General features: G+C 59.5%; 23 protein-coding genes. 5 read left to right on the top strand and 18 right to left on the bottom strand.

Going from position 1 to position 21939, the window contains the following annotated elements; all coding sequences use genetic code 11:
* The first annotated feature begins 13 nt into the window (after nucleotides 1-13).
* Nucleotides 14-766: a GIY-YIG nuclease family protein gene (locus PQ455_RS20780; protein ID WP_273692218.1), complete on the top strand. Its 753-nt coding sequence runs from the start codon at nucleotides 14-16 to the stop codon at nucleotides 764-766.
* Nucleotide 767: 1 nt separating this feature from the next.
* Here the strand turns inward: PQ455_RS20780 and PQ455_RS20775 are convergent, their stop codons facing one another.
* From PQ455_RS20775 to PQ455_RS20755, 4 genes are all read right to left on the bottom strand, one after another.
* Entirely contained in the window at nucleotides 768-1061 is a 294-nt protein-coding gene (locus tag PQ455_RS20775) for a hypothetical protein (protein WP_273692217.1), read from the bottom strand.
* 77 nt (nucleotides 1062-1138) lie between these two features.
* On the bottom strand, nucleotides 1139-1693 hold the full coding sequence (locus PQ455_RS20770) for a recombinase family protein (protein WP_273692215.1): 555 nt from the start codon (nucleotides 1691-1693) through the stop codon (nucleotides 1139-1141).
* Between the two features lie 481 nt (nucleotides 1694-2174).
* A complete protein-coding gene (locus PQ455_RS20760) occupies nucleotides 2175-4034 on the bottom strand; it encodes an AI-2E family transporter (RefSeq protein ID WP_273692213.1) in 1860 nt (619 codons plus the stop codon).
* A gap of 155 nt (nucleotides 4035-4189) precedes the next feature.
* Entirely contained in the window at nucleotides 4190-4780 is a 591-nt protein-coding gene (locus PQ455_RS20755) for a DUF4142 domain-containing protein (RefSeq protein WP_273692211.1), read from the bottom strand.
* 153 nt (nucleotides 4781-4933) lie between these two features.
* Here PQ455_RS20755 and PQ455_RS20750 point away from each other — a divergent pair, with 153 nt between their 5' ends.
* Nucleotides 4934-5344, top strand: coding sequence for a DUF3597 family protein (locus tag PQ455_RS20750; RefSeq protein ID WP_273692209.1), 411 nt, complete (start codon nucleotides 4934-4936; stop codon nucleotides 5342-5344).
* 409 nt (nucleotides 5345-5753) lie between these two features.
* On the opposite strand, the gene PQ455_RS20745 is transcribed toward PQ455_RS20750, so the two are convergent.
* The 12 genes from PQ455_RS20745 to PQ455_RS20690 form a co-directional block, all read right to left on the bottom strand.
* Nucleotides 5754-6278, bottom strand: a complete 525-nt coding sequence (locus PQ455_RS20745) for a DUF937 domain-containing protein (RefSeq protein ID WP_273692207.1) — start codon at nucleotides 6276-6278, stop codon at nucleotides 5754-5756.
* Nucleotides 6279-6388: 110 nt separating this feature from the next.
* Nucleotides 6389-7660 carry a YihY/virulence factor BrkB family protein gene (locus PQ455_RS20740; RefSeq protein ID WP_273692206.1) on the bottom strand — a complete coding sequence of 424 codons (1272 nt, stop codon included), beginning with the start codon at nucleotides 7658-7660 and terminating at the stop codon, nucleotides 6389-6391.
* 102 nt (nucleotides 7661-7762) lie between these two features.
* Nucleotides 7763-9049, bottom strand: coding sequence for a cation:proton antiporter (locus PQ455_RS20735; RefSeq protein ID WP_273692203.1), 1287 nt, complete (start codon nucleotides 9047-9049; stop codon nucleotides 7763-7765).
* Nucleotides 9046-9243, bottom strand: coding sequence for a CsbD family protein (locus tag PQ455_RS20730; RefSeq protein WP_273692201.1), 198 nt, complete (start codon nucleotides 9241-9243; stop codon nucleotides 9046-9048). Before PQ455_RS20730 ends, PQ455_RS20735 begins: the two co-directional genes overlap by 4 nt.
* Before the next feature lie 254 nt (nucleotides 9244-9497).
* Nucleotides 9498-10442, bottom strand: a complete 945-nt coding sequence (locus tag PQ455_RS20725; protein WP_273692200.1) for a DUF3618 domain-containing protein — start codon at nucleotides 10440-10442, stop codon at nucleotides 9498-9500.
* A complete protein-coding gene (locus tag PQ455_RS20720; protein WP_273692198.1) occupies nucleotides 10442-10837 on the bottom strand; it encodes a phage holin family protein in 396 nt (131 codons plus the stop codon). The genes PQ455_RS20725 and PQ455_RS20720 overlap by 1 nt, the downstream gene beginning before the upstream one ends.
* Nucleotides 10824-11171, bottom strand: coding sequence for a hypothetical protein (locus PQ455_RS20715; RefSeq protein WP_273692196.1), 348 nt, complete (start codon nucleotides 11169-11171; stop codon nucleotides 10824-10826). The genes PQ455_RS20720 and PQ455_RS20715 overlap by 14 nt, the downstream gene beginning before the upstream one ends.
* A 250-nt stretch (nucleotides 11172-11421) precedes the next feature.
* Nucleotides 11422-12279, bottom strand: a complete 858-nt coding sequence (locus tag PQ455_RS20710; protein ID WP_273692284.1) for a YsnF/AvaK domain-containing protein — start codon at nucleotides 12277-12279, stop codon at nucleotides 11422-11424.
* A 30-nt stretch (nucleotides 12280-12309) separates the two neighbouring features.
* A complete protein-coding gene (locus tag PQ455_RS20705; RefSeq protein ID WP_273692282.1) occupies nucleotides 12310-12933 on the bottom strand; it encodes an OmpA family protein in 624 nt (207 codons plus the stop codon).
* Nucleotides 12933-13328, bottom strand: coding sequence for a DUF2382 domain-containing protein (locus tag PQ455_RS20700; RefSeq protein WP_273692281.1), 396 nt, complete (start codon nucleotides 13326-13328; stop codon nucleotides 12933-12935). Before PQ455_RS20700 ends, PQ455_RS20705 begins: the two co-directional genes overlap by 1 nt.
* 434 nt (nucleotides 13329-13762) lie before the next feature.
* Nucleotides 13763-14269, bottom strand: coding sequence for a YciE/YciF ferroxidase family protein (locus PQ455_RS20695; RefSeq protein ID WP_273692279.1), 507 nt, complete (start codon nucleotides 14267-14269; stop codon nucleotides 13763-13765).
* A gap of 161 nt (nucleotides 14270-14430) precedes the next feature.
* The gene (locus PQ455_RS20690; RefSeq protein WP_273692277.1) at nucleotides 14431-14739 is read right to left on the bottom strand and encodes a hypothetical protein; all 309 of its coding nucleotides are present in this window, start codon (nucleotides 14737-14739) and stop codon (nucleotides 14431-14433) included.
* A 358-nt stretch (nucleotides 14740-15097) separates the two neighbouring features.
* Between PQ455_RS20690 and PQ455_RS20685 the strand changes: the two genes are divergently transcribed.
* Both PQ455_RS20685 and PQ455_RS20680 read left to right on the top strand, forming a co-directional pair.
* Nucleotides 15098-16105: a PAS domain S-box protein gene (locus PQ455_RS20685; protein ID WP_273692275.1), complete on the top strand. Its 1008-nt coding sequence runs from the start codon at nucleotides 15098-15100 to the stop codon at nucleotides 16103-16105.
* Nucleotides 15990-16847 carry a putative bifunctional diguanylate cyclase/phosphodiesterase gene (locus tag PQ455_RS20680; RefSeq protein WP_273692288.1) on the top strand — a complete coding sequence of 286 codons (858 nt, stop codon included), beginning with the start codon at nucleotides 15990-15992 and terminating at the stop codon, nucleotides 16845-16847. Before PQ455_RS20685 ends, PQ455_RS20680 begins: the two co-directional genes overlap by 116 nt.
* A 958-nt stretch (nucleotides 16848-17805) precedes the next feature.
* Here PQ455_RS20680 and PQ455_RS20675 read toward each other — a convergent pair.
* Nucleotides 17806-19419 carry a sensor histidine kinase gene (locus PQ455_RS20675; RefSeq protein WP_273692273.1) on the bottom strand — a complete coding sequence of 538 codons (1614 nt, stop codon included), beginning with the start codon at nucleotides 19417-19419 and terminating at the stop codon, nucleotides 17806-17808.
* 122 nt (nucleotides 19420-19541) lie between these two features.
* Complete coding sequence (locus tag PQ455_RS20670) at nucleotides 19542-19847, bottom strand: response regulator (RefSeq protein WP_273692286.1); 306 nt, start codon at nucleotides 19845-19847, stop codon at nucleotides 19542-19544.
* Nucleotides 19848-21105: 1258 nt separating this feature from the next.
* On the opposite strand from PQ455_RS20670, the gene PQ455_RS20665 reads away from it, so the two are divergent.
* Nucleotides 21106-21930: a hypothetical protein gene (locus PQ455_RS20665; RefSeq protein WP_273692271.1), complete on the top strand. Its 825-nt coding sequence runs from the start codon at nucleotides 21106-21108 to the stop codon at nucleotides 21928-21930.
* Nucleotides 21931-21939 lie beyond the last annotated feature (9 nt).

Genomic DNA, 21939 nt, shown 5'->3' with positions numbered 1-21939 from the left:
ACGTGGGGTACGCATGGACGGTCGGAATCCAGATGAGATCAATTTTCCTCCCTTTGAAACGGAGGATTTGCGAAAGAATCTGGCGCGTTATCTCGATAACGCGTTCACCGCCGAAGGAGCGGCCGTCGCGTCGAAGGTGGGCAACTTCAAGTGGGGCGTCTATGCTTTCTTCGATTACGATGGCGAACCGATCTATGTCGGGCAGACCAACGAGCAGCTTCGCACTCGCATTCGGCGTCACCTGACCAATCAGCGCACCGATGCCGTCGCCATGTCCGTTCTCGACCCCTTTGAGGTGTACGAGATCGAGGTCTGGCCGTTGCCGGCGTTGCAGGACGTTTCGAAGCCACGCAGCCGTACCGATCCGCGTTGGCCGACATGGGAGGCGGCGGTCGATCAGCTCAATGCGCTGGAGCGGAAAGTGTATGATCGGGCGATCGAGAGAAGCCACTTCCGAGCGGTTTTGAACGAGAAGGACCCACCGCCCGCCAAGATCGAGATGGACTTTCCGTTGTCGTTCAGGGACTGCATCGTATCCGACGAGGTGCATGCGATCCGATCACATCCGGACTTCAGGATCGCTCGCCGTGCACTTATTATCGCCCGGCTCGCTCAGGTCATCGCCGAGCGAAAGGTCCAAGGCGGATTGCGGCGGGTCATGCTGATCCAGGCAAAACGCCTGCAATGGCTCGCCGATCGGCGGTATAACGCCTTGGGCGGTGCAGCGTCAGTCGAACGGAAAGACGGCGCAGACAGCGACGATTGACCTAGCGGCGTTTTGTTTTTGCGGGATAGTGCTTTCGTGCATCGATCGCAGTTCCACACCACGGGCAATGCGAAATCTGGACGCCCTTGCTTCGTGCGAGGTATCCATCCGCATCGACAGGCATCATGTAAAAGCTGTTCGGGCCGTTCTCCCCATCGACGAAATTGCTAACGAAGATGAACTTGTCCTCATCGACAGCAGCCTTGAGCTGCGAACAGCAGGAAGGTTCACGTTCCCATTTGAACCGGCCGCCAACGTGATCGTCGTTCTGACTCAGCTCGATGCGGTCGCCCATAAAGCCCTTCCTTGCCTTGATTTGTGTCCGGACATGTAGTGCTTCCGGTTCATGCAACAATGTTGGATGGCCCACATCTATGGAGAGCCGGACAGTGTACGGTAGAGAGTGGCGTGGTGGCATTTGAGCAGTTTGGCCGTTTCGCGGACGGATGTGCCCTCCCCTACCAAGCGCTTGCCGAGCGCGATCTGATCGGCGGTCAGCTTGGGTGGTCGGCCGAAGCGGACCCCCCTTGCCTTCGCTGCTACCCGCCCGCTGCTCGTGCGCTGGTGGATCAGTTCGCGCTCGAACTCGGCAATGCCGGCGAACACCGTCAGCACCATGCGGCCGGCAGGTGAAGTCGTGTCCGCCCACGGCTCTGCCAGCGATCGCAGACCTGCCCCCGCTTCCTTCAGCTTCTCGGCTATGTCGAGAAGGTCTCTGGTTGATCGCGCGAGCCGATCGAGCCGTGTCACCGCCACCGTGTCATCGTCACGCAGCTGCTCGATCATCTTGGCCAGCTCGGGCCGGTCGCGCTTCGCACCGGACACCTTTTCCTCGAAGATACGGCAACAGCCGGCGTCCTTCAGAGCGGCGCGTTGCAGCCGCAGATCCTGGTCGTCGGTCGAAACGCGGGCATAGCCAATCAGCATGTCGCGATTATGCATCGAAACCGCAGGCTTTAGCAACCGACTTATGCAACACGATGGTACGAGGCGAACGAACGCACGTTCTTGCTGTCGCGAAACTTAGAACTTTCGCGACATTAGTCCGTTAGCGAGGGGAGGTGGCAATGCTCGACAGGTCACTTGCTGAGTCGATCGGCACGCCCGCCTCTTTCCGCTTAGAATATTGATCCACGAGCTGGCCTGCATGAAGGCGAAGCAGGACGGTGACGCACTATGTCACATTGCAGCCTAGACAGGCGCTCCGTAGCGATTGCATCCGAGCGCCAGGCGGCAAGTCGTTCGAGCACCGGCTTCAACAATTCAGCGTGAAAATCGTCGGGAAGGCCGGGCAGGTGTATTCTTAAGACAATACACAAGATGAAATATTACAAACGCTAAGGGCAGTTCCCAATTTCGATATCACGCATTGATTTGGGTTCAGGTACTGCAGTTTCGCTTACGTCTCCTAAGTGACAATGTCCTGCACCGCGTCGTGTAGCGAACTCACGTACCTGTCCGCACCCAAGGCCTGTTGGATCCCAGCATCGCTGAGGGAAGCCTCCCCCTGCGGCCATAGGCCGACGACAATGCGAGCGTTCGGCGCTCGGGCACGCAAGCGTCGGACTAGGTAACGCAGCTGGGCTGGCGAACCAGTCACCTCCAGATAAGAAATGGCAATCACATCGATCCCGTTTAGATCCAACGTCTGCACCGCATCTCGGGACACTGCGGTATTGGGGATACGCTTCGCCTGCACCCCTTGCTGACCCAGCAACTGCGTGAGCATAGCAGTTACCGCGTCATCGAATGGACCGTGCCCCGCAACGCACGCGACCGTTTGAGCCTTTGCCATGGTGTCAGACGGTGCTGCCCCTGACGTTGGCTGTAAGTCCTCGATCACGGACATCATCGATTTGGTCATCTGCGCCGCACCAGCGCGGTCGATTGTCCCGCGCGCCTCGTCTTCGACTGCCAGCTTCAGTCCTTCGAGCACGACCCCATCATAGTATTCGGTGAGAGACCGGTCGGCGAGAAGCATCTCAGCCTGTGCCAAAGCCTCGTCCGGGTTCCGAGCCAGAATGCGCTGGTAGAAGCTTTCGATAGGCGTCAGCGCCGGTCTGTCGCCCAACAGTACGTCGAAGAACTCCAGGCTCTTAACGTGACGCCCCATGACCACCAGACATAGTGTCAGCGGGGTGGACATGATCAGCCCGATCGGACCCCAAAGCCACGTCCAGAAGATCGCTGATACAATCACGGATACAGGCGAAAGGCCTGTCGAGTGGCCGTAGAGCAGTGGTTCGACCACATAACCTGTGAGCGGCTCGATGATCACGAAGAGAGCTACGACTTCCAGCGCCATGCCCCAGCCTGGATCCACGGCCGCACCGAGCGCCGCAGGAGCCACTGCTGCCAGGAACGGCCCGATATAGGGTACGAAGCGCAGCAGACCCGCCATCACGCCCCACATGGCCGGCGATGGTATGCCGATCAGCCATAGACCAAGGCCTATAACGACGCCGAAGCACGTGTTCACAGCCAGCTGGGAAAGGAAATATTTGCTGAGGCGCTGACCCGCGTCATCGATAGCACGCGTCGTGCGGTGCAGGTCGCTCGATCCGAACACTCGGATAAAGCGATCGCGCAGATCCTCCTTCTGCATCAGCACGAAGATTGCCACGATAAGAACGATGACCGTTGTTTCCAGCGGGCCCAGGATGGGTTCGAGAACCGTACGCGCTATCGCAAACGGCGACGTGCTGCCTTGAACGACTTCCACTGGAATAGGGCGGCGCTGGTCGGACGCTGTCACAGCCGGCGGTGTTGCCAGCGTTGCCGGCGCGGCACGAGGCCGGGTAGTTGGTCGCGAGCCCCCCAGTTCCTTGGTGATCGAGGCTAGGCGTGCGACCGCAAACCCCTGAACCCCTTGGACCTTGGCTTCGATGGTGCGGGCATATTGCGGTGCGTTCACAGTCAGTGATGCCGCCTGACTACCGATGAGCGCGCCGAACAGGCCCAAGACACCCAGAGCCGCGATGACGGTCAAGATCACGGCAGGTGCACGCCAAAGACGCAGACGCTGCAGCAGGTTGACAACCGGTGAGAGAACGAAGGAGAGCATCACCGCCAGGGTGATCGGGATGAGCACCTCCTGACCGAAATACAGGGCGGCGATGACGAGCGTGCCAACGGCCACGCCGGCCAGCGTCTTGAGTTCCGGCGCCGAGGCCGAGCGGATCTGAGCCGCACCTGGATTGTCCGCGGGCGCTTCGCGGCTACCGGTCACGACATCCTTGTAGCCGGCGATATTGTCGGGGCTGCTCATGCGGAAACCTTCCTGCCGGGGCTCGCGTATCGGTCACGTCGAGACCCGGCACGAAGCATTTTTCGTTGTATCCGTCCTGACGTCAGGACGGGCAAAGCCGAGAGGCACACTTGGCGTCACTCTCGGCTTCATACTTCATCGTCTGGGACGCTACCTCAGGACTTGAGCGCTTTCGCCATGTTGAGATGCGCTGCGACCGTGGGTGCCAGACCCGACGCGAACGTCTTCAGCTGGGGCACGTCGCCGGTTGCAGCATATCCCTTGAGCGTATCGAGCGTCTGCTGATGCCCGGCGACCTGGGCAGCCGCGTAAGCGGTGTCGAAATCAGTGCCTTGCTTGGTCTTCAGATCGGCAAGCTTCTGCTGCTGCTCAGCACTCAGCGCCGGGTTGGGCGTCAGCGCTGGCGACAGCGTTGCCGTCAGTGCCTTCAGCTTTGCAGTCGACCCCTCATGTGCGGTGATCATCTGGCCAGCGAACTTCTTCACCGCAGCAGATGCGCCGTTAGTTACGGCCAGCTTCGAGGTCTCGATCTCGAACGCATCGCTTGCAGCCGCCATGTTGACGAAGGCCTGTCCACCTGAGGCGGGGGCTGCCATGGCGTCGTTGGCACCGGCCGCGTTCACGTCCATAGCAGTGGTGTTGGCATAAGCGCCGTTATCAACGGCAGTCGTATCGTCGGCCTTCTTGCCGCACGCGGCCAATGACAGGGCCGCTACCGATACGAGTGCCAGGGTTTTGAAGTTCATCATACTCTCCATCTGCTCGCCTATTGCTGCTGTCTGCTCAACGCGTGCTTCCTGATGACCGTTCCGCACGAGCAACGAACTCCGGACCGATCCTGAAGCGAGTTCGTTCTAGCCGTCTGCCGGCACAGCTGCCGGCCTTATCGGGACACGGTTATGAGCATCTTCAGTACGATCATGAACAAGGTTTTCCACCACAAAGCCGCGCCAGCCGCTGCGCCGGCTCAGGCTCCTGCCGCTGCGCCCCAAGCGGCGCCGCAGGCCGCGCCGACCGCTACCGCCCAACCCGCCCCCGCAGCGGCTCAGCAGTCCGTAGATGTCGGTGCGGTCCTCAGCGAGATGGCATCGATGAAAGATGGCGGGGGCAACTACCAGAGCTCGATCGTCGATCTTCTGAAGCTGCTGGACCTGGATTCCAGTTTGACAGCCCGCAAGGAACTCGCCAGTGAACTGAATGTCCATGTTGCAGCCGACGGCTCGGCCGAGCAGAACATCGCCCTTCACAAGGCTGTGATGCAGAAGCTCGCTGATAACGGCGGTATCGTTCCAGATAACTTGCGCAACTAACGCGCCTGATCCGGAGGGGACCGCACCTTATGCGGCCTCCTCCGGCCTTAGATTGCTGGCTTAACCGTCCTTAATTTAGCGATCTGGACTAGCGTTCGGAGGCGTCGCATCTAGGGTCCCCTGCGCTGCCTGAGCTGGCAGCGTCTGACTACCACGCGGTGGTCCGTTCGGCTCTTTCTGAAAGCCACGCGCGGCGAGCCAGCAGATCGTCACGACGAGTACCACGATCATCACGAAGATGACAATTGCCACAGGACCGGCTCGCTTGTTTCCTCGTCTCCGCATCACATGCGATCCCCAGTCATGCCGTCGATGGTATCGCCGTGCCGTAGCCACATGGCGACGAGATGTTCGTGGACCTCAAATCCACCGGTTTGATCGAGCAGGACGGTCTTATGTCCAGACGGCTCTATCGTCGCTCGCCAAAGACCGAACCAAGAATGCCCCCCAGTCCGCCGCCAAGACCGCCCCCGGGCGCAGCGCCTGCGACTCCAGCGCCACCCAGGCTGCCGAGTACAGATCCAAGGATCCCGCCAAGGCCACCTTGCTGCCCGCCCGAGCGGCTTGTCAGATGGCCCGCCACCAGCATGACCAGGATCGGCAGCATCTGCTTCAGAAGGTCGGGCGTGAGGCCGCTGTTCTGCGCCGCGTTGTCGGCGACCTCACGACTGCCGTCCTTCGACCCGAAGATACCGCCGAGGATCTGATTACCGCGATCGATCTGCGTCGGCTCGTTGCCCAACACGTTTGAAGCAAGGTCTGGGCCGCCAAGCGTGTTCACATGGGCGTCTAACTGCGTCGCGTTATTTCCCATGCCGCCCAGAACCGACGGTAGCAGCGCCTCTGCGCCGCGCTGAGCTTGCTCACGCGGTATGCCTAATTGGGCGGCGAGTGCATCGATGCCACCATCTGGGAGGAGGTCATTGAGATTCATGGCAGCTTCCTTGTTGTGACGGGTACCAACAGATGCCGGCACTCATAGGTCCGGTGCCCCCCGATTGGTCTAGGTCATTCGATCGGCAGGCATTTGCCACCTGGAGCATCTCAATCGGGCAGTTCGGTTGTACGGGAATTCGTGGGTCGTTCGGAAAGCCAGCTAAGCCCTCCCCCAATGGCAAGGAGCCCTGCCCCTATGATTGCCTTGTCACGGCGTAGCAGGAGAACAAGCCCGCCAGTAACGATGACGGACGGCACCATGCCAGTTTTGCCAAGGCCGGTTACGCGTGCTGCACGCACGACCATGCGGCCGGCAGCATACTCGCGCAAAGGTGAAGGCGTAGACGGTGCGGCTCGTGATACCGCCTTGTCTCCACTTGACGACTGCGGTGCTGGTCCCTCCTGCGGCGCTATCTCCGGGCCGGAAGCTACCGTATTGGCTGCGTACGCTCCGCGATCGCCGAGCGATTTAGTAGGCCCCCTGGTCGTATCTTGCGTGGTCTGTCTCTCCAGTTCGCAATTGAACTCGGCGCCGAGCAGTAGAATGTAGGCGGACAAGTAGAGCCAGGTCAGCAACACGATCGCGGCTCCCAACGAGCCGTAGGTCGCGTCGTAGCTGCCGAAGTTTGCCACGTAGAACCCAAAGCCAAGGGTAACGACCAGCCACAACACGGTCGTCAGCACCGATCCAGGCGTCAGCCACGTCCACTTCGCCTCATCGCGATTGGGCGCGTAGCGGTAGAGCGTCGCCGCTGCTGCGGCTCCCATGCCAGCCATGATCCCGTAGGAAACGATTTTGCCTGCTGTGAGAACGATGGCAGGGGCCGCGGGGAACAGCGTATCCAGACTGCCCATTGCCGCGATCGCGATAATAGCAACGATGGCGATGAGAACTGCCCCAGCGGTGATGGCTAACGCGATGAGGTTCAGGCGAACAAAGCTCCGCGTTTCCTCTTCGTCATACGCGATATTCAGCGAGGTAATTAGCGCGGTTGCGCCTTTCATCGCGCCGTACAACGCGATGCCAAGCGCGAGCAGCAGCCCGAACCCCTTCTTGCCGTCCGATGTCGTGACAACGTTGGCCAGTTGCTCGCCGATCAGCTTGGCAGCATCCGTCGGCATGACCGATGTCAGCGATTGGACGTTCTTCATGACCGTCTCGGGCGTAGCGACCAGACCGTAGCTCAACACTACCGCGCCGAGCATAGGTACCATGGCAAGCACACCGCAGAAGGCTACGCCGGACGCGACTAGGCTGATATTGTCCTGCCCCCCCTCCTTCCACGCGCGCAGGGCGATGTCCTTCCAGCCTTTCGCTGGTATTGCCCAAGGGCTGACAGCGTCGTGACCACTCAGTTCGCTTTTGGTAGTGTCGACCATACGGGATCCCCTTTGCTGACCAAGCGAACCAGTAGGGTGCTCGGACGTTCCCAAACGCCTTCTCGTTATAAAACTACTGCTGCCGGGTTGTACGCGAAGGCGTCAGGCACCGACAGCTGGCGGCTCATCCTTGTCGGGGTCGCGGCCATGTTGGCGGTCGAGGAGACGCATGATTGGCGTCACGGTGAGCCCGTGCAGAACGATCGAGAACAGTACGACTAGCCCGACCAGTCCCCAAAGCCGTTCGGCTGCTTGAACGTGGATATGGTTGAGGCCATAGGCCAAATAATAGATCGACCCGACACCGCGGATGCCGAAGAACGCTAGCGTCAGCTTCTCCGAGCGATCCGCCCGGTGGCCGGCCAGACCGATGAGCCCAGTGATCGGGCGGATGACCAGAAGGATCACAAGTGCGATAAACACATCTGTTCGCGAGACCGATGCCAGCAGCCCACTGACCAGCGCTCCGCCAAACAGGAGGAGTAACACCATCATCGCCAGCCGTTCGATCTGCTCAGTGACGTCGTGCATGTCGTGATGGAAATCATGAGTTCGGTGCGTCCCCCGAAATGTCAGCGCCGTGACGAACACAGCAAGAAAGCCATAGCAGTGGATGATCTCGGTAATCCCGTAGGAGATGCAGGTTGCCGCCAGCGCGATCAGGCCGTCACCGGTCTGTGCAAGCTTGGTCTGTGCTAGAACGTGAAAGGTCAGCCAGCCGAAGGCGCGGCCGATCAGCCAGCCGGCGCCCACGCCTGCGCCAATCTCCCATAAGACCCGGTACGTCAGCCACTCACTCAGCCACGGCTGCCGGCTCCCGGCAACGGCTGCCAGCATGATGGCGAGATGGACGAACGGAAAGGCAAAACCATCGTTCAACCCAGCCTCTGACGTAAGTCCGAAGCGTACCTCGTCTTCATCCTCGCTCTTGGGTGGTCCGACTTGGATGTCGGCTGCAAGAACGGGATCCGTCGGTGCCAAGCTGGCGGCAAGGAGAAGCGCGATCGCCCATGGCAGGCCCATTCCCCATGCCGTGACCGCAGCGATGGCCAGAATGCCAAGTGGCATCGTAATGGCAAGGAGCCGCCAGGTGACCGTCCAGTCCCGCCATCGGAACACCCGGTCGATCTTTAAACCAGCACCCATCAACGCAATGATGACGACGAACTCGGTGAAGCGTTCGGTAATCTCGGGGTAGAGAAGCGGCAGTGGCTTTAACGTGATTTGCGGAAGCGAAAACAGCGCAGCGCCAAGCGCAATGCACACGATCGGTAAAGACAGTGGCAGCTTACGAAGTGCCAGAGGCAGCCAGACGACCAATGCGGTAAGCAGGCCAAAGCCGGTGAGTATAAGAATGTAGGGGTCGGGCAACCCGGAAGCGGCGATCATGACGGGTCTTCCCGGTGGAATGAGACTGTGCCGCAGGAAAGCGCGCATTCTTTGATTAAGAACGTGGGGGAATAGGAGCTTCCCCTGCTCGCTTCGCCACGACGCTCCTGTTCGATACCGTCGCGCTTCAGGCTCTCGTTCCCGAAAAGGCTGCCGGCTGCCTGCTTGACGTTACCAAGCGCCTCGTCAGCCATGCCCTTGACCTTGCTCCCACTGCTATGGTCGTTGTCGTACGAGCGCAACCATATGACCACGACTACCATCACCACGATTAGCAGAAAAATGGTATCGCGACGATGCCGACAGGTTTATTCCGTGTCCGGGCATCTCTTGCTCCTGTTTGGGCCGGGCAAAGAGAAGTGCGGGAAGCTTGCCTGATGCTTTGATCAAATGCGACTACACGTCATATGACGTGCGGTCGCATTTCAATGCCGTATTGCGTTGACGCTTATCGCAGGCTTTTTTCTTGCCCGGACATTTGCGACTGCACGCTTTGCTTGCTCGTATCGGCCACCTCTTGCGCAGCCTGCTTGGCGTGGCTCAGAAGCTCGCCGCTTTTGAGTTCGCCGAGGAGGTCGCCGATCGGCTTGTCGGCGGTCAGGCCATGGGTCTGGGCGCTGTCTTTGACGGCATCCAACGTATCTCCGGCCACCTGCGCACCGCGATTGACGACATCCTGGGCAAGGTCGCGTCCCTTGGCTTTCAGAGTGCCAGCAAAACTGTCCAGCGCTCGTTCCTCCTCGTCGCTGACCGGGATCAGCGCGCCTGCGACAAGCCCAACCAAAGCTGCTGTCGTGCCGAGTACGACAGGATTACTGATCGGCGATCCCGCGTGGCCACCCCCCTGCCCCTTACCGCGGATCCAGCCGGCAACACGGTTCACCGTCGAGCTAGTGCTGTTTTGCAGGTCGTGGGATGTCTCTACTAAGCTGTCGCCCGCAGAGGCCACGGCATCCTTGATGCGCTGGGCATAGGAAGCGCTCGTATCCGAGGCGCTTCGTGCAACGCCGAGGACCTGTCCGCGAGCGTCGTCAAGCCGGCTGGCATGCACATCCGTATGCTCGTCGTGAAGCTGTATGACGTTTGCCTCGGCAGCACGTAACCGGCTCGACAGATCGTTGCCGGCCTTTGCCTGTTTGTGCTGACTGGACGCCATCAGCCATGCAATGCCGATCCCGGCCAAAGCCGCAGGGACCGGGTTTGCCTTGGCCTTGGCGATCAGGGTTTGGGCAAAGTCGGCGCCGTCGCCGCCCGTTACATGCGCAAGTGCGTCGTTCACCAGCTGGTTGGGCGCGAGCCGGTCGCCAAGCTGATCGAGGCGACGATCCATACGTGCACGGGTCTGGGCCAGATCCTGTTCGATCTGATCGGTGTCGTTCGTGTCGTCAGCCATTAGAGATGCTCCTTGAGGATACGACCGTCCTTTTTGAGGTTCGCAGTCGTGCGATCGGGGGTGAGGTTCTTCAGCGACAGCCGGGTCAGCCCCGCGCGTGCGATCAATCCGCCGACCAGGACAATCACAAGTCCGACGATGAGCAGTGCAGCCCAGGCCGGTATCCACCTAGCAAGCACTGCTGCACCGCCTTCCAACAGTACAACTAGGCCAGCAAATGCAACCAGAGCTCCGCCAACCAGTGAGACCGCGCCACCCAGGAGGCCATGCAACTTTTGATCGAACTCGGCACGAGCGAGTGCGAGCTCGCCGCGTACCAGATCCTGCACATCGCCAGCCAGGCCCCCGGCGATATCTCCGAGGCTAGGAGCTGGGCGTGGTTCAGTGTTGGTCATGTCCAACCTCCGGCACCGTCGGCAGGTCTTCGCGCGACACGTCGCTGGCTACGATCTTGCCGAGCCGGGCAACGGCAAACCCGGCGACGAGCGTAGCACCGATAAAGAGCGCTGGCTGCCGCCTGGCAAAGGACTGAACTTCACGAGTGAGTTCGCCCAGATCCTTGTCGCGCAGCGAGCCTGCCAGGGTATTCAACTCGGCTGCGCCGCGGCCGATGGCGCTGGCAATCCAGTCCTGTTGACCTTCGAACTGCTCGCCAGACTTTTGAACCGTCTGCGCCAACTGCTCGACGAAATTGGCAGCCGTCCCCTTCTGGTCGTCCAGCTTGCTCACCAACGTCTGCTTGGCCTGATTGGCAAGCGATGAAGCGGTAGCGGTAGGAGCTGCCTCACTTGTCTCAACGCTGGCAGGAGCTGATGCATTCGCGTCCTGTCTGTCGTCGGAAGATAGCGCCAATGCGGTCGTACCGCCGGGCACACCGCTGGTCGTCGGATCTTGCATGATTGTTCCTACCTTGTCGTTGGCAACGCCAAATGGTTGGGCCTCGCGTGCTGTACTGATGCGCGCGAGGCCCCTTCCATACTTAGCGGTCGGTACGAGTGCCGAACGTCGAGCCCCGCGCCGCCTCGCTGCCTGCGTCGCGATCGACCTCAACGTCGGTGCGACGAACGGTATCGTCGATCTGCTCGACGCGCTCGTCGGCGGTCTTGGAGACCACCACTTCCTCGACCACATGCGCGGTCTTGCCGACCACGGCCTCCTCGCCCGTCGCGGTCATATCGATCGTGCGCTCGCGGAACGCATCGGTCTCGGAGACTTCGCGGTCGACCGGACGGCGCTCGACGTTGACGCGCTCGTTGCGCAGACGGATCTGCTCGTGGACGGGCGTCTCGGTAACGTAGGAGCGAACGCGAACACCGCCGCGGTCCACTTCACGCTTGCCGACGACCAGCTGCTCTTCAACAACCGGGATCACTTCCTCGTCACGGTTACCTACGGCGCCAGTTGCGGTCGCCGAGGCTGTGTCGGGACGGTCCTTATCGGTATACCCAGCGCTCATCGCACCGACTGCCGGCGAGCCTGTCCAGCCGGACGAACGCCACTGCTGCGAGCGATCGTCGATATCGACCGTCTCTGCCTCTTCGAGAACACGCACAGCGTCATCGACATGGTCTTCATCGACGTCGACGGTCAGAAGCACACCGCCGCGGCGAACGCCTTCCTCGTACGTGTGACGATCCTCGTCGGGGAGAAACGCGTTCTTGATCGAGCCCCACAGGCCCGGCTCGTCATGCGTGGAATGGCCCGTCTCGTTGTAGCCGGTGCTGGACTTGTCTTGGATGCGGATATGGTCGGCATCGATATTGGCAGCCTGCAGGCGCTGCTCGGCAGCTTCGGCATCGGCACGGTGATCGAACAGAGCGGTGATGGTACGGGTCATGATAGTCTCTCCTGGTAGGTTCGGTAAAGATCAGCGCGACGTTACGACGAGCTCGGTGCGACGGTTTTCGGCTTGGCCTGAAGCGGTAGCGTTCGTGCCGACAGGATCGCTTTCGCCGCCTGAGACGGTCTCGATGCGATCAGCGGCAATGCCCTGAGCGACCAGGCCCGCTTTGACAGCGTCAGCCCGTGCCTTGCCGAGTGCTGCATTGGCGGCATCGGACCCGCGGGCATCGGCGTAGCCGGCTATGCGTACGTGGGTGTTGCCGTACTGCTTTAGGACCGCGGCGATCGTGCCGACTTCCTCGGCATCGTCAGGGCGCAGCGTGCTTTTGGCAGTGTCGAAGGTCAGCTTCTCGAACTGGAAGGTTCGCGGCGCCGCCTCGGTACCGGCAAGGTAGCCGCCCAGACCGGACGTGCCGGCCAGAGCCGTTGCCGATCCAGCGTTCGGTGTCGTAGCAACAACATCGGTCGTGTTGGTTGAGGCCACCGTCGTGACTGCAGATGCATCATCGCGACCGCAGCGGCTGAGAGCGAAGAGCAAGGCAAGGATGCCGGCGAGCAGCGCAATCCAGGCCAGCCAGTTGGTGCCCTTCTTTTTGCCGATATGCATTTCGCGCGGCGGAGCGCCGCGGGTGTCCTTGGGATCTGCCATTATTCTCTTCCTGTTGGTAATGAGTCTGCAGCGTCTTGCTCGACGACTGCGCGCATGCGGCGCAGCGACACCGGGACACTGACGGCCTCGGCATGCGACGATTGCGTGATGTGGACTTCTTCGACGAGGAACAGGCGCTTCACGAGGCGCTCCTCCACAATCGATACGATCAGGGTATCGCCATCCTGCCGGGGCGCGGGTGCCTCCGCTACTTCCTGATCGAGCGGGATATTGCGCACATCAAGTCGGCCGGTTTGCAGGACCTGCTCGATAGTTTCAAAATGCTCGTCGACGACGGTCCGGACACGGACGCGATCGGTCTCGACCTCGACCTTTTCGACCTGAACCCGTTCCTCGACCAGAGGAACGCGGACCTCGTCAGCATCGGAAATCATTGCCCGTCCCTTCAAGCGCTCAAACAGGTAGCACTATCAGGTTGGCAGAATGGCCTGCCGACATAGCCTGATCGATACAGCTAAGTGCCTGCCGAAGCACTCCGTTCCGTGCGCATCGCAATCAGGGTCGAATGAGGTTTGAAACACGACGGAACGAGTATCAATGGGTGGGTGCGCCCGCAGCATTCTTCGGAGCGCAGGGCGCGAATTTACCGCGCTCGTCCTTGCACCGGGGTGATGCCTTGCGGACTTTGGGGCACTGAATGATCTTGCCGGCCTTGTCCCGGCAGGGTTTCGTGCTGGCAGGTGCCTGGCCTGCGCAAGCCAGTGACATACCGGTAGCAAGTGCAAGTGCTGTACGCTTCTTCATTACGATGTCTCCTGAGGAAAACGAACATGCGGCTCGCCTGGGAGCAGGCGAGCCGCGTCGTGCCTTATGCTGCCTTGTCGGCCTTCGCGTTAACCGCGGTCTCAGCGAGCTTCGTCATGAACTCGTCGCCACCGTAAATTTCCTTGGTGGCCTCGCGCAGCTTCTTGTTGTCGTCCTTTAGTCCCAGCGCTTTAGCATAGGCAGCAGCGGTACCGAAGCCGGCGATGCCGTAATGGGTCATGCGCTGGTACTGGGCGATGATAAGCGTATCGAGTACTGGTCCCTTATCGGGTCCTTCCTCGAGGACATGCTTGGTTGCCTCGGCGACCAGACCCTCCATGCCCTTGCAATGCTCCTTGGAGACCTTCTCATCCTGGCCGGCGATCAGTTCCTTGAGGATTTCCGTATGCTTGGTGATGCCGTCCTGAGAATTTTTCAGCATGTCCTTCAGCGTCGCATCGCTAGCCTTGGACGTGATCTTTTTCAGTACCTTCTGCATCTGGTCGTTGGCCGACCACAGGTCCTTTAGCTCGTCCGTGTACACGTCCTTCAGGTCTTCAGGCGTCGACATGCTCATTCTCCTTCAGCTTGCCCTGCCGCATGGCGGGGCTGCTGATCCCGAGCGCATCGCGGGCATCAACGTTCCAAGTCCGCATTGATCTGATAGTATCGTGTTGCGGTACTACAGCGTCATGCGCAGGCCGGGCATACCCGAATGCTGGATTACGGATTTCAACTTGGGTAGATCACCCTGGCGTTAAATGCGCTCGCACCAGTTTCGGCACGAAGCTTTTCCATTTCGCGCATCATCGTTAGAAGATTGCGGCCGGCAGCCTCAGACATTGCCCTCATGCCTTTTCTCGTTCGGCATTGCGGAGCGCCTTCCATTATGACCGCCAAAGCGGTGATCAGCGCGTCGCATACTTCTGCCGAACGGATGTAAGCGGTTGTGGTACCGTCAATATCGACCAATGACGTGTCGGTAATCGCCTTCAGCAACGCTGACGCCACCCTGCCCTGATACTCTTCTTTCGATTCCATTTGGCCATTCCATAAAAGCTCGTCAACGTTCGGTCTGCCAGTTCTCTCATGCACAGTACCCGCCCGAAAGCAGCCGCTTTAGCGGCCTTCTGTCCAGGCAAATTGCCCTGGCTCTGACTGACAGGACCATCGGGCTCGGGCTTCTTACCCCAGGCATGCACATTCTGATGGAACCGTTTGCGATGGAGGCACTGGCAAGCCGCATCCGCGGACTGCTTGCGAATTGAACGTGCGGTAAATTTAGCGGCTTTCTTCCGAAACGAATTCAGCCGCTCTCCACGCAACCTATGCCCAGTAACGCGGTGTTGAGGGTACGGGCTTATTGTCGGCAGCGACGAACCCTAGCGTCAGGAAAAGCATGCGATCGGCTCCTCATCTCTTCAACGAAGACGCTCGATTAGCGGCGCTGGCGGAATATGATCTGCTCAGTGAGAACGACGATGTCGACCTCAACGAAATGGTTAAGCTCGCAGCACGGCTGTTCGACGTCCCCATCGCACTGGTCTCGCTTGTCGAACGCGACACCCAGACGTTCAAGGCGCGCATCGGCCTTGATATATGCGGGACCACGCGGGACGTTTCTTTCTGCGCGCATGCGATCGCCCAGACCGACATACTCGTCATTCCTGATGCATTGCTGGATCCGCGCTTCGCCACCAACCCGCTCGTAACTGGCAGCCCCTATATCCGCTTCTATGCCGGCGTTCCACTGCGCTCTCCCGGTGGATTCGCGATTGGCTCGCTCTGCATCATTGATAACCGGCCGAGGAACGGCTTTTCCGACAAGGACAAGACGAACCTTCAAGCGCTCGCCAGGATCGTGACGGACAGACTCGAGATGCGCCGCTTGGCGGTGGCAGGGGCGATAGGCCAGACCCGGTTCGAAAACATCGCCGCTACATCACCCGACGGCATCATCTGTGCCGACCATCACGGCGATATCACGTTCTGGAATGCTGCGTGCGAGCGGCTGTTCGGGTTTACCGCAGACGAGGCGACGGGCAAAAGCCTCGACATCATCGTGCCGGAACGCATGCGCGGTGGCCACGGTGGCGGGCTGCAGCGGGTTGCGGCTGGCGGCAAGCCGCGGCTCGTCGGTACGACTGTTGAACTGGATGCCGCGCGTCAGGATGGGTCAGAGTTTCCAATCGAACTCTCCTTGTCGATGTGGCGCGAAGGTGACCAGGCAAGCTTCGGTGCCATTATCCGGGACATCGGCGAACGTCGAGGCAATGAGACCAGACTTTTCAATCTGGCCGCTGCGCGACGCGGCTATCAATCGCCGGGCATTCGAAGGCGAACTGCGCCGCGCGATCGACGAAAACGAGTTCGAGCTATTCTACCAGCCGCAGGTTCGGATAGCTGACGGCGCACTTCTCGGTGTTGAGGCTCTGCTACGCTGGCGTCACCCAGTACAAGGTTTGCTCCCGCCTGATAATTTCCTCCCGACGGTCGAGAGCGGCCTTCTCGCGCCGGAAATTGGCCGGTGGGTCATGGAGACCGCATGCGCTCACGCTATCGAGATGCGCCGCAAGGTTCCTGATCTGATAATAGGCGTCAACGTGTTCGGCGCTCAGTTCAGCACGGGCCGGCTGGCGATCGACGTCGCCGCGGTGCTTGAGCGGACCGGCTTGCCGCCCGAGGCGCTGGAGCTTGAGATTACCGAGAATATCGTCCTGCGGCACGACGACACCATGCTCGCGCCTCTGCGCGCGCTACGAAAGGCGGGAGTTGGGATCGCTTTTGACGATTTCGGGACCGGCTTTGCGTCACTCAGCCTGCTCAAGCGCTATCCGCTTAGCCGGCTGAAGATCGATCGAAGCTTCATCCGCGACATCTGCACGGATCGTGTCGATGCCGCGGTCGTCAACGCGATGGTCTATCTTGCAACGAGCCTTGGGGTCGAAGTCATCGCGGAAGGCGTTGAGACCGAAGCGCAATGCGACCTGTTACGCGCTTGTGGGTGCCCGACAGCGCAGGGCTACCTTTTTGGCCGTCCCATGCCGCTCGCCGATCTGACTGTTTATCTATGCGAGAGTGCCCAGGTAGCCGATGTCGCACGCAATTTGGATCACCAACCGCTTAAGCGAAGCTCCCCAGCACCATAGCGGCTTCGAGGCCGGCCTCATTTAGGCGGCCGATGATAGTTTCGATCGCGCAGGCGTAAAGGCCAACACCGGAAGGCGAGCATCTGCGAGCCGCCACATGGCACCTAATGGGCGCTCGCCCGTTAAGAGACTTCGGCAAGATCCGGGGACGTGCGATGTCGGATGGTCGAATTGTAGCTGTTGGGCTGCTTACGCAGCGCGACGTAGAGGTTCTCGGAACTGGATTTCACCGCCTGTTTCCGGTGTCAGACGATGACCCTTTCCAGGAACTACTGGCCAAGCTCAATGAGTATGAAGCGGTACCAAACCTTTCGGAAATTATTGCGACGTAGCAGGAAAGGATGATGTCTTTTTTTGTACAACATCAGCTATGGCGGTGACCTTGCTTGGTCGAGCGAGCACTCCCGGCGCCTGCTGCCCAAATTGGCAGGCATTGCTGCACCGCAAACAGCTTAAATTATTGTCAGTCTGGCGACGGTTGGATCGGTTTCTCTAGAAGGTTTTCCACGACGACACCGACATGAAGGTCATCGCCACTCGGGAAGCCAAGGGAGCTACGGACCTCCTGCCCGTCCATCGACATCTCAAGCTGGCCGGCTACGCCGATCTCATCAAGCGCTGACTGAATAACAGCCGCTACGTCTTTGGCATTCGCCATGGATTGTCTCTGTGATCAGCGGATCTGATGTTCACCCCGCCATGTACACCACGATATAGCATGTCGCATCAGAAAGCGCGATCGTAGCGTGTACTGAGAGATCGGCACGCGGGTCGACATCGTCTTGGGGGCCGGTGAGAGGATGTTTAGTATCGTACGCTAAGCCATTGACTTCGCGACGCATAGATCGAGTGACGGATTGCGTGGACATGGATCACCCACGATCAGGCAGGACCGGCAAAGCGCGACATATGAGACGCCGAAAACTCAGCGGGTTGGCGACAAAGCTGTTCCAGCGCCTCAGATAATCAGGAGCCGCGCAGGGTCAGCCTCGACCAGCCAGCGGACGCCTTCTGGCGGATAATGCAACTCGCTGCGACCGCCGAACGACCGACCCATGCTGTCGATCAGCCGTGTGCCAAAGCCCTTGCGGGTAGGTATCGTGACCGGGGGGCCGCCCTGCTCTGCCCAGGTAAACATCAGGCGCTCGGCACCGGCGCAATCCTGCCGCCGCCAGTCGATCATCACGCGCCCGTCAGGAACTGACAGGGCTCCGTATTTGACCGCATTGGTCGCGAGCTCGTGCAGCACCAGCGTAAATGACAGCGCAGCTCTGGCACCCACCTCGCTTGGCTCACCGCTGATGGCGATACGCTCGCTATCGTTGACCGGTGCCAAAGCTGCCTGCACCACCGCATCGAGGTTCGACACCTGCCAATTACTGGCGGTAAGCAGGTCCTGAGCGCGGGCCAGCGCCTCGAACCGCTCGGTTACGCTTTCGCGTGCTTCTTCAAGCGTGTTGGCTGAGCGTAGCGACTGGTGCACGATCGCCTGCACCATCGCCATGGTGTTCTTCATGCGGTGAGCCAGCTCACCAGTCAGGATCTCCTGCTGCTCCAGCGCCTGCTCGCGCTCATGGACATCGACGACGACGCTGACCGCACCCGTCATGCTGCCGTTCGCGTCACGCAACGGCACGGAGCTCACCTCGGTCTTGATCCGCGTACCGTCGGGCCGCTCGATCAGGAATGGCGCCGCATACGTTCCGATGCCGTGCCGGATTGCCTGTACCTGCGGATAGTCGTCCAGCGTATAGGGAGTGCCGTCCTCGTGGATCGCACCCGCGCCCAGGTAGCGTTCCATGCTGCCAGCAGAGAAGTCGCGACCGGTAAGGCGCCGCATCTGCTCGTTGACGAGTATGGACTCCCCGGTCGGTGCGGCTGCCAGCGATAGCCCGACCGGCGCGTTCTCGAACACGGCGCGCAGCGTAGCGCGATCAAAGGCCAGCTCGCCCGCCACCTTCTTCAGCTCTTCCTGTGCGCGATGCTGGATGCTGCGGTCGCGGAGGATCTTCACGAAGCCGATATTCAAATTATCGGCTTCCAGCGGCATCATCAAACCATTCGCCCAGAAGCGTGATCCATCCTTACGCAGGTGATATCGCTCGTCCTCGCCGCGGCCGGTCTCGATCGCTTCCCTCATCTCCTGTTCGGGGATTCCGGCGTTGATCTGCTCCGGCGTGAAGAAAACGTGGGCCGGTTTGCCCAGCATCTCATCTTCCGTCCAGCCCATGGTCTGGACAGCGCCTTCATTCCAGCTCGTGATCATGCCATCCCGATCAAGCGAGATGATCGCGTATTCGGTCGAGCTATCAAGAATCGCACGACGTAGTGCTTCGCCTTGGGCGACGCCCGCGGCCGACTGATGGGCTCCACCTCTTTCAGCAAGCTGGCTGCTTTGCCGCTGGTCACTGCGCTGGTAGGCCTGCTGGGGACGCTCTTCCAGGTGATCGGCGCGCGCGTCGCTCGCTGCCCCCAAGGGTTGCGTAAGAAGCTCGGCCAAGCGTAGGCGCTCCTTCGCCTGCGCCAGCTCGGCTTCCAACTCCTCATAGCTCGGCTTCAGATTTTGTGACATGCAGGTGCTGAATAGCAGCGACTGTTCAAACGAGCGAGAGCGGCGGAGAGAAGACGGGGGCGACCGTTCGGGTCACGTGCTGGAACTCAGATAGCGGACGTAAGGCCGCGCCTTGTACGCGTCTAAGGAGCTATCTTCGTGAAGGCGGCAACCAGCATTCGGTCGTTTACTGGCTTGCTAAGGACCGCAGCAGCATAGTGGCACGGCTTGCATTCTTCGGGCGTTCCGGTGACGAAGATGACCGGTATCGGCCCGCAATCGGTACGGATGCGCGCAACTGCATTGGGTCCGGTGCCTTCAATCAGGCGAACGTCTGACAGAATTACATCCGGCCGCTGTTCCTGAGCTGCAAGAACAGCCTCGGCCTCGGTGTCGGCAGTGCCGATGGATGTGGCTCCCGCATCCTCAGCCAGCATCGACAGGTGCATGGCCACGAACGGGTCGTCTTCGATGATGAGTACGTGATAGATCGGGCTAACTCCGCAGCGATCTAGGTTAACGTAGCGGAGGGGGATTCGGGCCCGAGCCGTTTAGCTCCGCTGCATGAAAGCCGGCCGCTCTGCCGCGATGTGGTTGCAAAAGTAGCGACATTTGCAACGTTAGAAAGTCAGGACATGCGCGACATCCTTACCGGATGCCTAATTAGAAATTGGGTATAGTTCCGTCGCCAAAAACGGTCAGCTAAGGATTCCCGTTTTCTCGTGTCGTTTAGGCCATTTCGAGAAAATCGATTTGGGAACAGATTTCGAGAAAACGGCACCCAACACATTGCTTTTCAGGGCGTTGTGCTTGGGATTCCCACTCGACCTTCCTTTTCAAGAAGGGCGAGGCCGGCAGAAACGCCCATTTGCCGACATTGCGCATCCGAGTATCGTCCACTTGCGGAGGCGATTCACATGAGACGATTTTTATTGATAGCCGTGGGGACGGCGCTGACTGCCCTGCCGCCGTGGCCGCTCCGTGCGCAGACCAAGCCCAGCCTTTTTGATGTCCTCAGCATTCGTGCGACCACCGGAGGCTACTATCTCCGTACGGTCTCTCCCAAAGGAGATCGGATCACCGCCACATGTCAGCTAATTCGCAAAGGTACATGGGACTTCACCGTAGCGGTGTATCCCGCCAGTAGTGCAATTGTAAAAATTGGGACATCACCAGCCCTCAATTTATCCGGCATGTGGGCATACCCACTCCAGGCCCAAGGCCGCAACTACTTCTTGTGGACTGCCCCCAACTCTGCGGCGTTTACATTGTTTCTACGGAGAGTGAGCGGTATGGGGTGGGGTCAGAACTTCGTGTCGCGTGAGCTTAGCGTCGACTTTCAAAGCCACGGATCAGACGATGCCGGGACAATAGCCGCTTTCGCTCATCTCTGCCGCCTACCTGGCGTCCTGCCCAACGCCTATTAGGAAAACCGCCTGCACCCAAACGCCCGCTTTCCTTCCCAACCCGACCATTGCCGAAATTCGATCCCAATGGGAACGCCGCTGCCGTCTTGATCGCCGTTCCTTTTTGGGGAAATGAGCGAACAGCTGCGAAGGCCTAAACGGTAAGCAAATTCGGCTTCGACAAAACGCGGCTAGATAGCCGTCCGCCTTGGTAAAGCTTAATCCTCGACGGTTGATCATTGCCTCGGTTTGCGGGATGGCGGGTGACCCTGCAAAATCTGCGGAGGCTAGGATCGAAGTAATGCGAACCCAGACTGTCATGATGATGGCCGTGCTTATATCGATTGGCGGGGCGGGTGCCGTCCCTCAAGCGACTGCGCAAACCAATGACAACGCTTCCGAACGCAAAGCCAATCGGTCAGCCTCAACGCTCTATGAGGTGCTAAACGAGCAAGCATCTTCGCGCAGCAAGCAGTCTACGGGAGACGTTGGAACGCCGGTGCTCAAGCGTGATGCAAATGGTAGCGCATGCACTACTGATCAACTTGTCCATGCTTCGGTGGGTTCGAATATCACGAGCCGTATCAAGAATTCTATCGTACCACTGCAAAAAGGTATTCAGGTTCGTGACATCGCAATGCTGACATTGCCATGTGGCTTCAAAATAGATGACCGATCCGGTTGGAGTCTCTTTTTAACCAACGGTAGCGAGGTAAGGCGCTACATCGAAAATAACCCGTTCGGGTTCGCACCAGCATTTGGCTTTAGTGATCCGATCGAAAAGTCCTATACGATGAAATATGAAGACATTCCCCGTGAGAAGGTCCAGACAGATAGCTGCATCAATACAATAGCATCTATTAGTTCGAGCCTGAAGCTGTGTAGCAGCTTTGGAAATGAAAAATCCTTCTTTGGAATAGAGCGGAGCGATCATACTAGCCATCTAGGTCATTATGTCGTTCGAGACGGGGCTATTATTGAAGATTTTCCTTTGGCCAATATTAATAACGATGTGAATAGTATTTACTTTATTCCACCGCCTGATGCATCCGGCGGTACTATCACGCTCATAGTGACCGATGGTCAAAACCGGTACAGGGCCTACATGGACACTCCACGAGGGTAAGCTGCTTGC

Origin of the sequence: Sphingomonas naphthae (assembly GCF_028607085.1) — a bacterium.
Taxonomy (GTDB): Bacteria; Pseudomonadota; Alphaproteobacteria; order Sphingomonadales; family Sphingomonadaceae; genus Sphingomonas_Q; species Sphingomonas_Q naphthae.
The sequence above is the reverse complement of the archived record's forward strand: the minus strand, read 5'-3'. Positions and strand labels throughout refer to the sequence as shown.

Excerpts from the sequence above, each read along its gene's own strand:
- PQ455_RS20665 (WP_273692271.1), top strand. The coding sequence starts at position 21,106 with ATGCGAACCCAGACTGTCATGATGATGGCCGTGCTTATATCGATTGGC.
- PQ455_RS20695 (WP_273692279.1), bottom strand. The coding sequence starts at position 14,269 with ATGTCGACGCCTGAAGACCTGAAGGACGTGTACACGGACGAGCTAAAG.
- PQ455_RS20690 (WP_273692277.1), bottom strand. The coding sequence starts at position 14,739 with ATGGAATCGAAAGAAGAGTATCAGGGCAGGGTGGCGTCAGCGTTGCTG.
- PQ455_RS20770 (WP_273692215.1), bottom strand. The coding sequence starts at position 1,693 with ATGCTGATTGGCTATGCCCGCGTTTCGACCGACGACCAGGATCTGCGG.
- PQ455_RS20685 (WP_273692275.1), top strand. The coding sequence starts at position 15,098 with ATGCGATCGGCTCCTCATCTCTTCAACGAAGACGCTCGATTAGCGGCG.
- PQ455_RS20740 (WP_273692206.1), bottom strand. The coding sequence starts at position 7,660 with ATGGTCGACACTACCAAAAGCGAACTGAGTGGTCACGACGCTGTCAGC.
- PQ455_RS20705 (WP_273692282.1), bottom strand. The coding sequence starts at position 12,933 with ATGGCAGATCCCAAGGACACCCGCGGCGCTCCGCCGCGCGAAATGCAT.
- PQ455_RS20745 (WP_273692207.1), bottom strand. The coding sequence starts at position 6,278 with ATGAATCTCAATGACCTCCTCCCAGATGGTGGCATCGATGCACTCGCC.
- PQ455_RS20725 (WP_273692200.1), bottom strand. The coding sequence starts at position 10,442 with ATGGCTGACGACACGAACGACACCGATCAGATCGAACAGGATCTGGCC.
- PQ455_RS20730 (WP_273692201.1), bottom strand. The coding sequence starts at position 9,243 with ATGGCTGACGAGGCGCTTGGTAACGTCAAGCAGGCAGCCGGCAGCCTT.
- PQ455_RS20670 (WP_273692286.1), bottom strand. The coding sequence starts at position 19,847 with ATGCACCTGTCGATGCTGGCTGAGGATGCGGGAGCCACATCCATCGGC.
- PQ455_RS20710 (WP_273692284.1), bottom strand. The coding sequence starts at position 12,279 with ATGACCCGTACCATCACCGCTCTGTTCGATCACCGTGCCGATGCCGAA.
- PQ455_RS20775 (WP_273692217.1), bottom strand. The coding sequence starts at position 1,061 with ATGGGCGACCGCATCGAGCTGAGTCAGAACGACGATCACGTTGGCGGC.
- PQ455_RS20720 (WP_273692198.1), bottom strand. The coding sequence starts at position 10,837 with ATGACCAACACTGAACCACGCCCAGCTCCTAGCCTCGGAGATATCGCC.
- PQ455_RS20700 (WP_273692281.1), bottom strand. The coding sequence starts at position 13,328 with ATGATTTCCGATGCTGACGAGGTCCGCGTTCCTCTGGTCGAGGAACGG.
- PQ455_RS20750 (WP_273692209.1), top strand. The coding sequence starts at position 4,934 with ATGAGCATCTTCAGTACGATCATGAACAAGGTTTTCCACCACAAAGCC.
- PQ455_RS20675 (WP_273692273.1), bottom strand. The coding sequence starts at position 19,419 with ATGTCACAAAATCTGAAGCCGAGCTATGAGGAGTTGGAAGCCGAGCTG.
- PQ455_RS20755 (WP_273692211.1), bottom strand. The coding sequence starts at position 4,780 with ATGAACTTCAAAACCCTGGCACTCGTATCGGTAGCGGCCCTGTCATTG.
- PQ455_RS20760 (WP_273692213.1), bottom strand. The coding sequence starts at position 4,034 with ATGAGCAGCCCCGACAATATCGCCGGCTACAAGGATGTCGTGACCGGT.
- PQ455_RS20735 (WP_273692203.1), bottom strand. The coding sequence starts at position 9,049 with ATGATCGCCGCTTCCGGGTTGCCCGACCCCTACATTCTTATACTCACC.
- PQ455_RS20780 (WP_273692218.1), top strand. The coding sequence starts at position 14 with ATGGACGGTCGGAATCCAGATGAGATCAATTTTCCTCCCTTTGAAACG.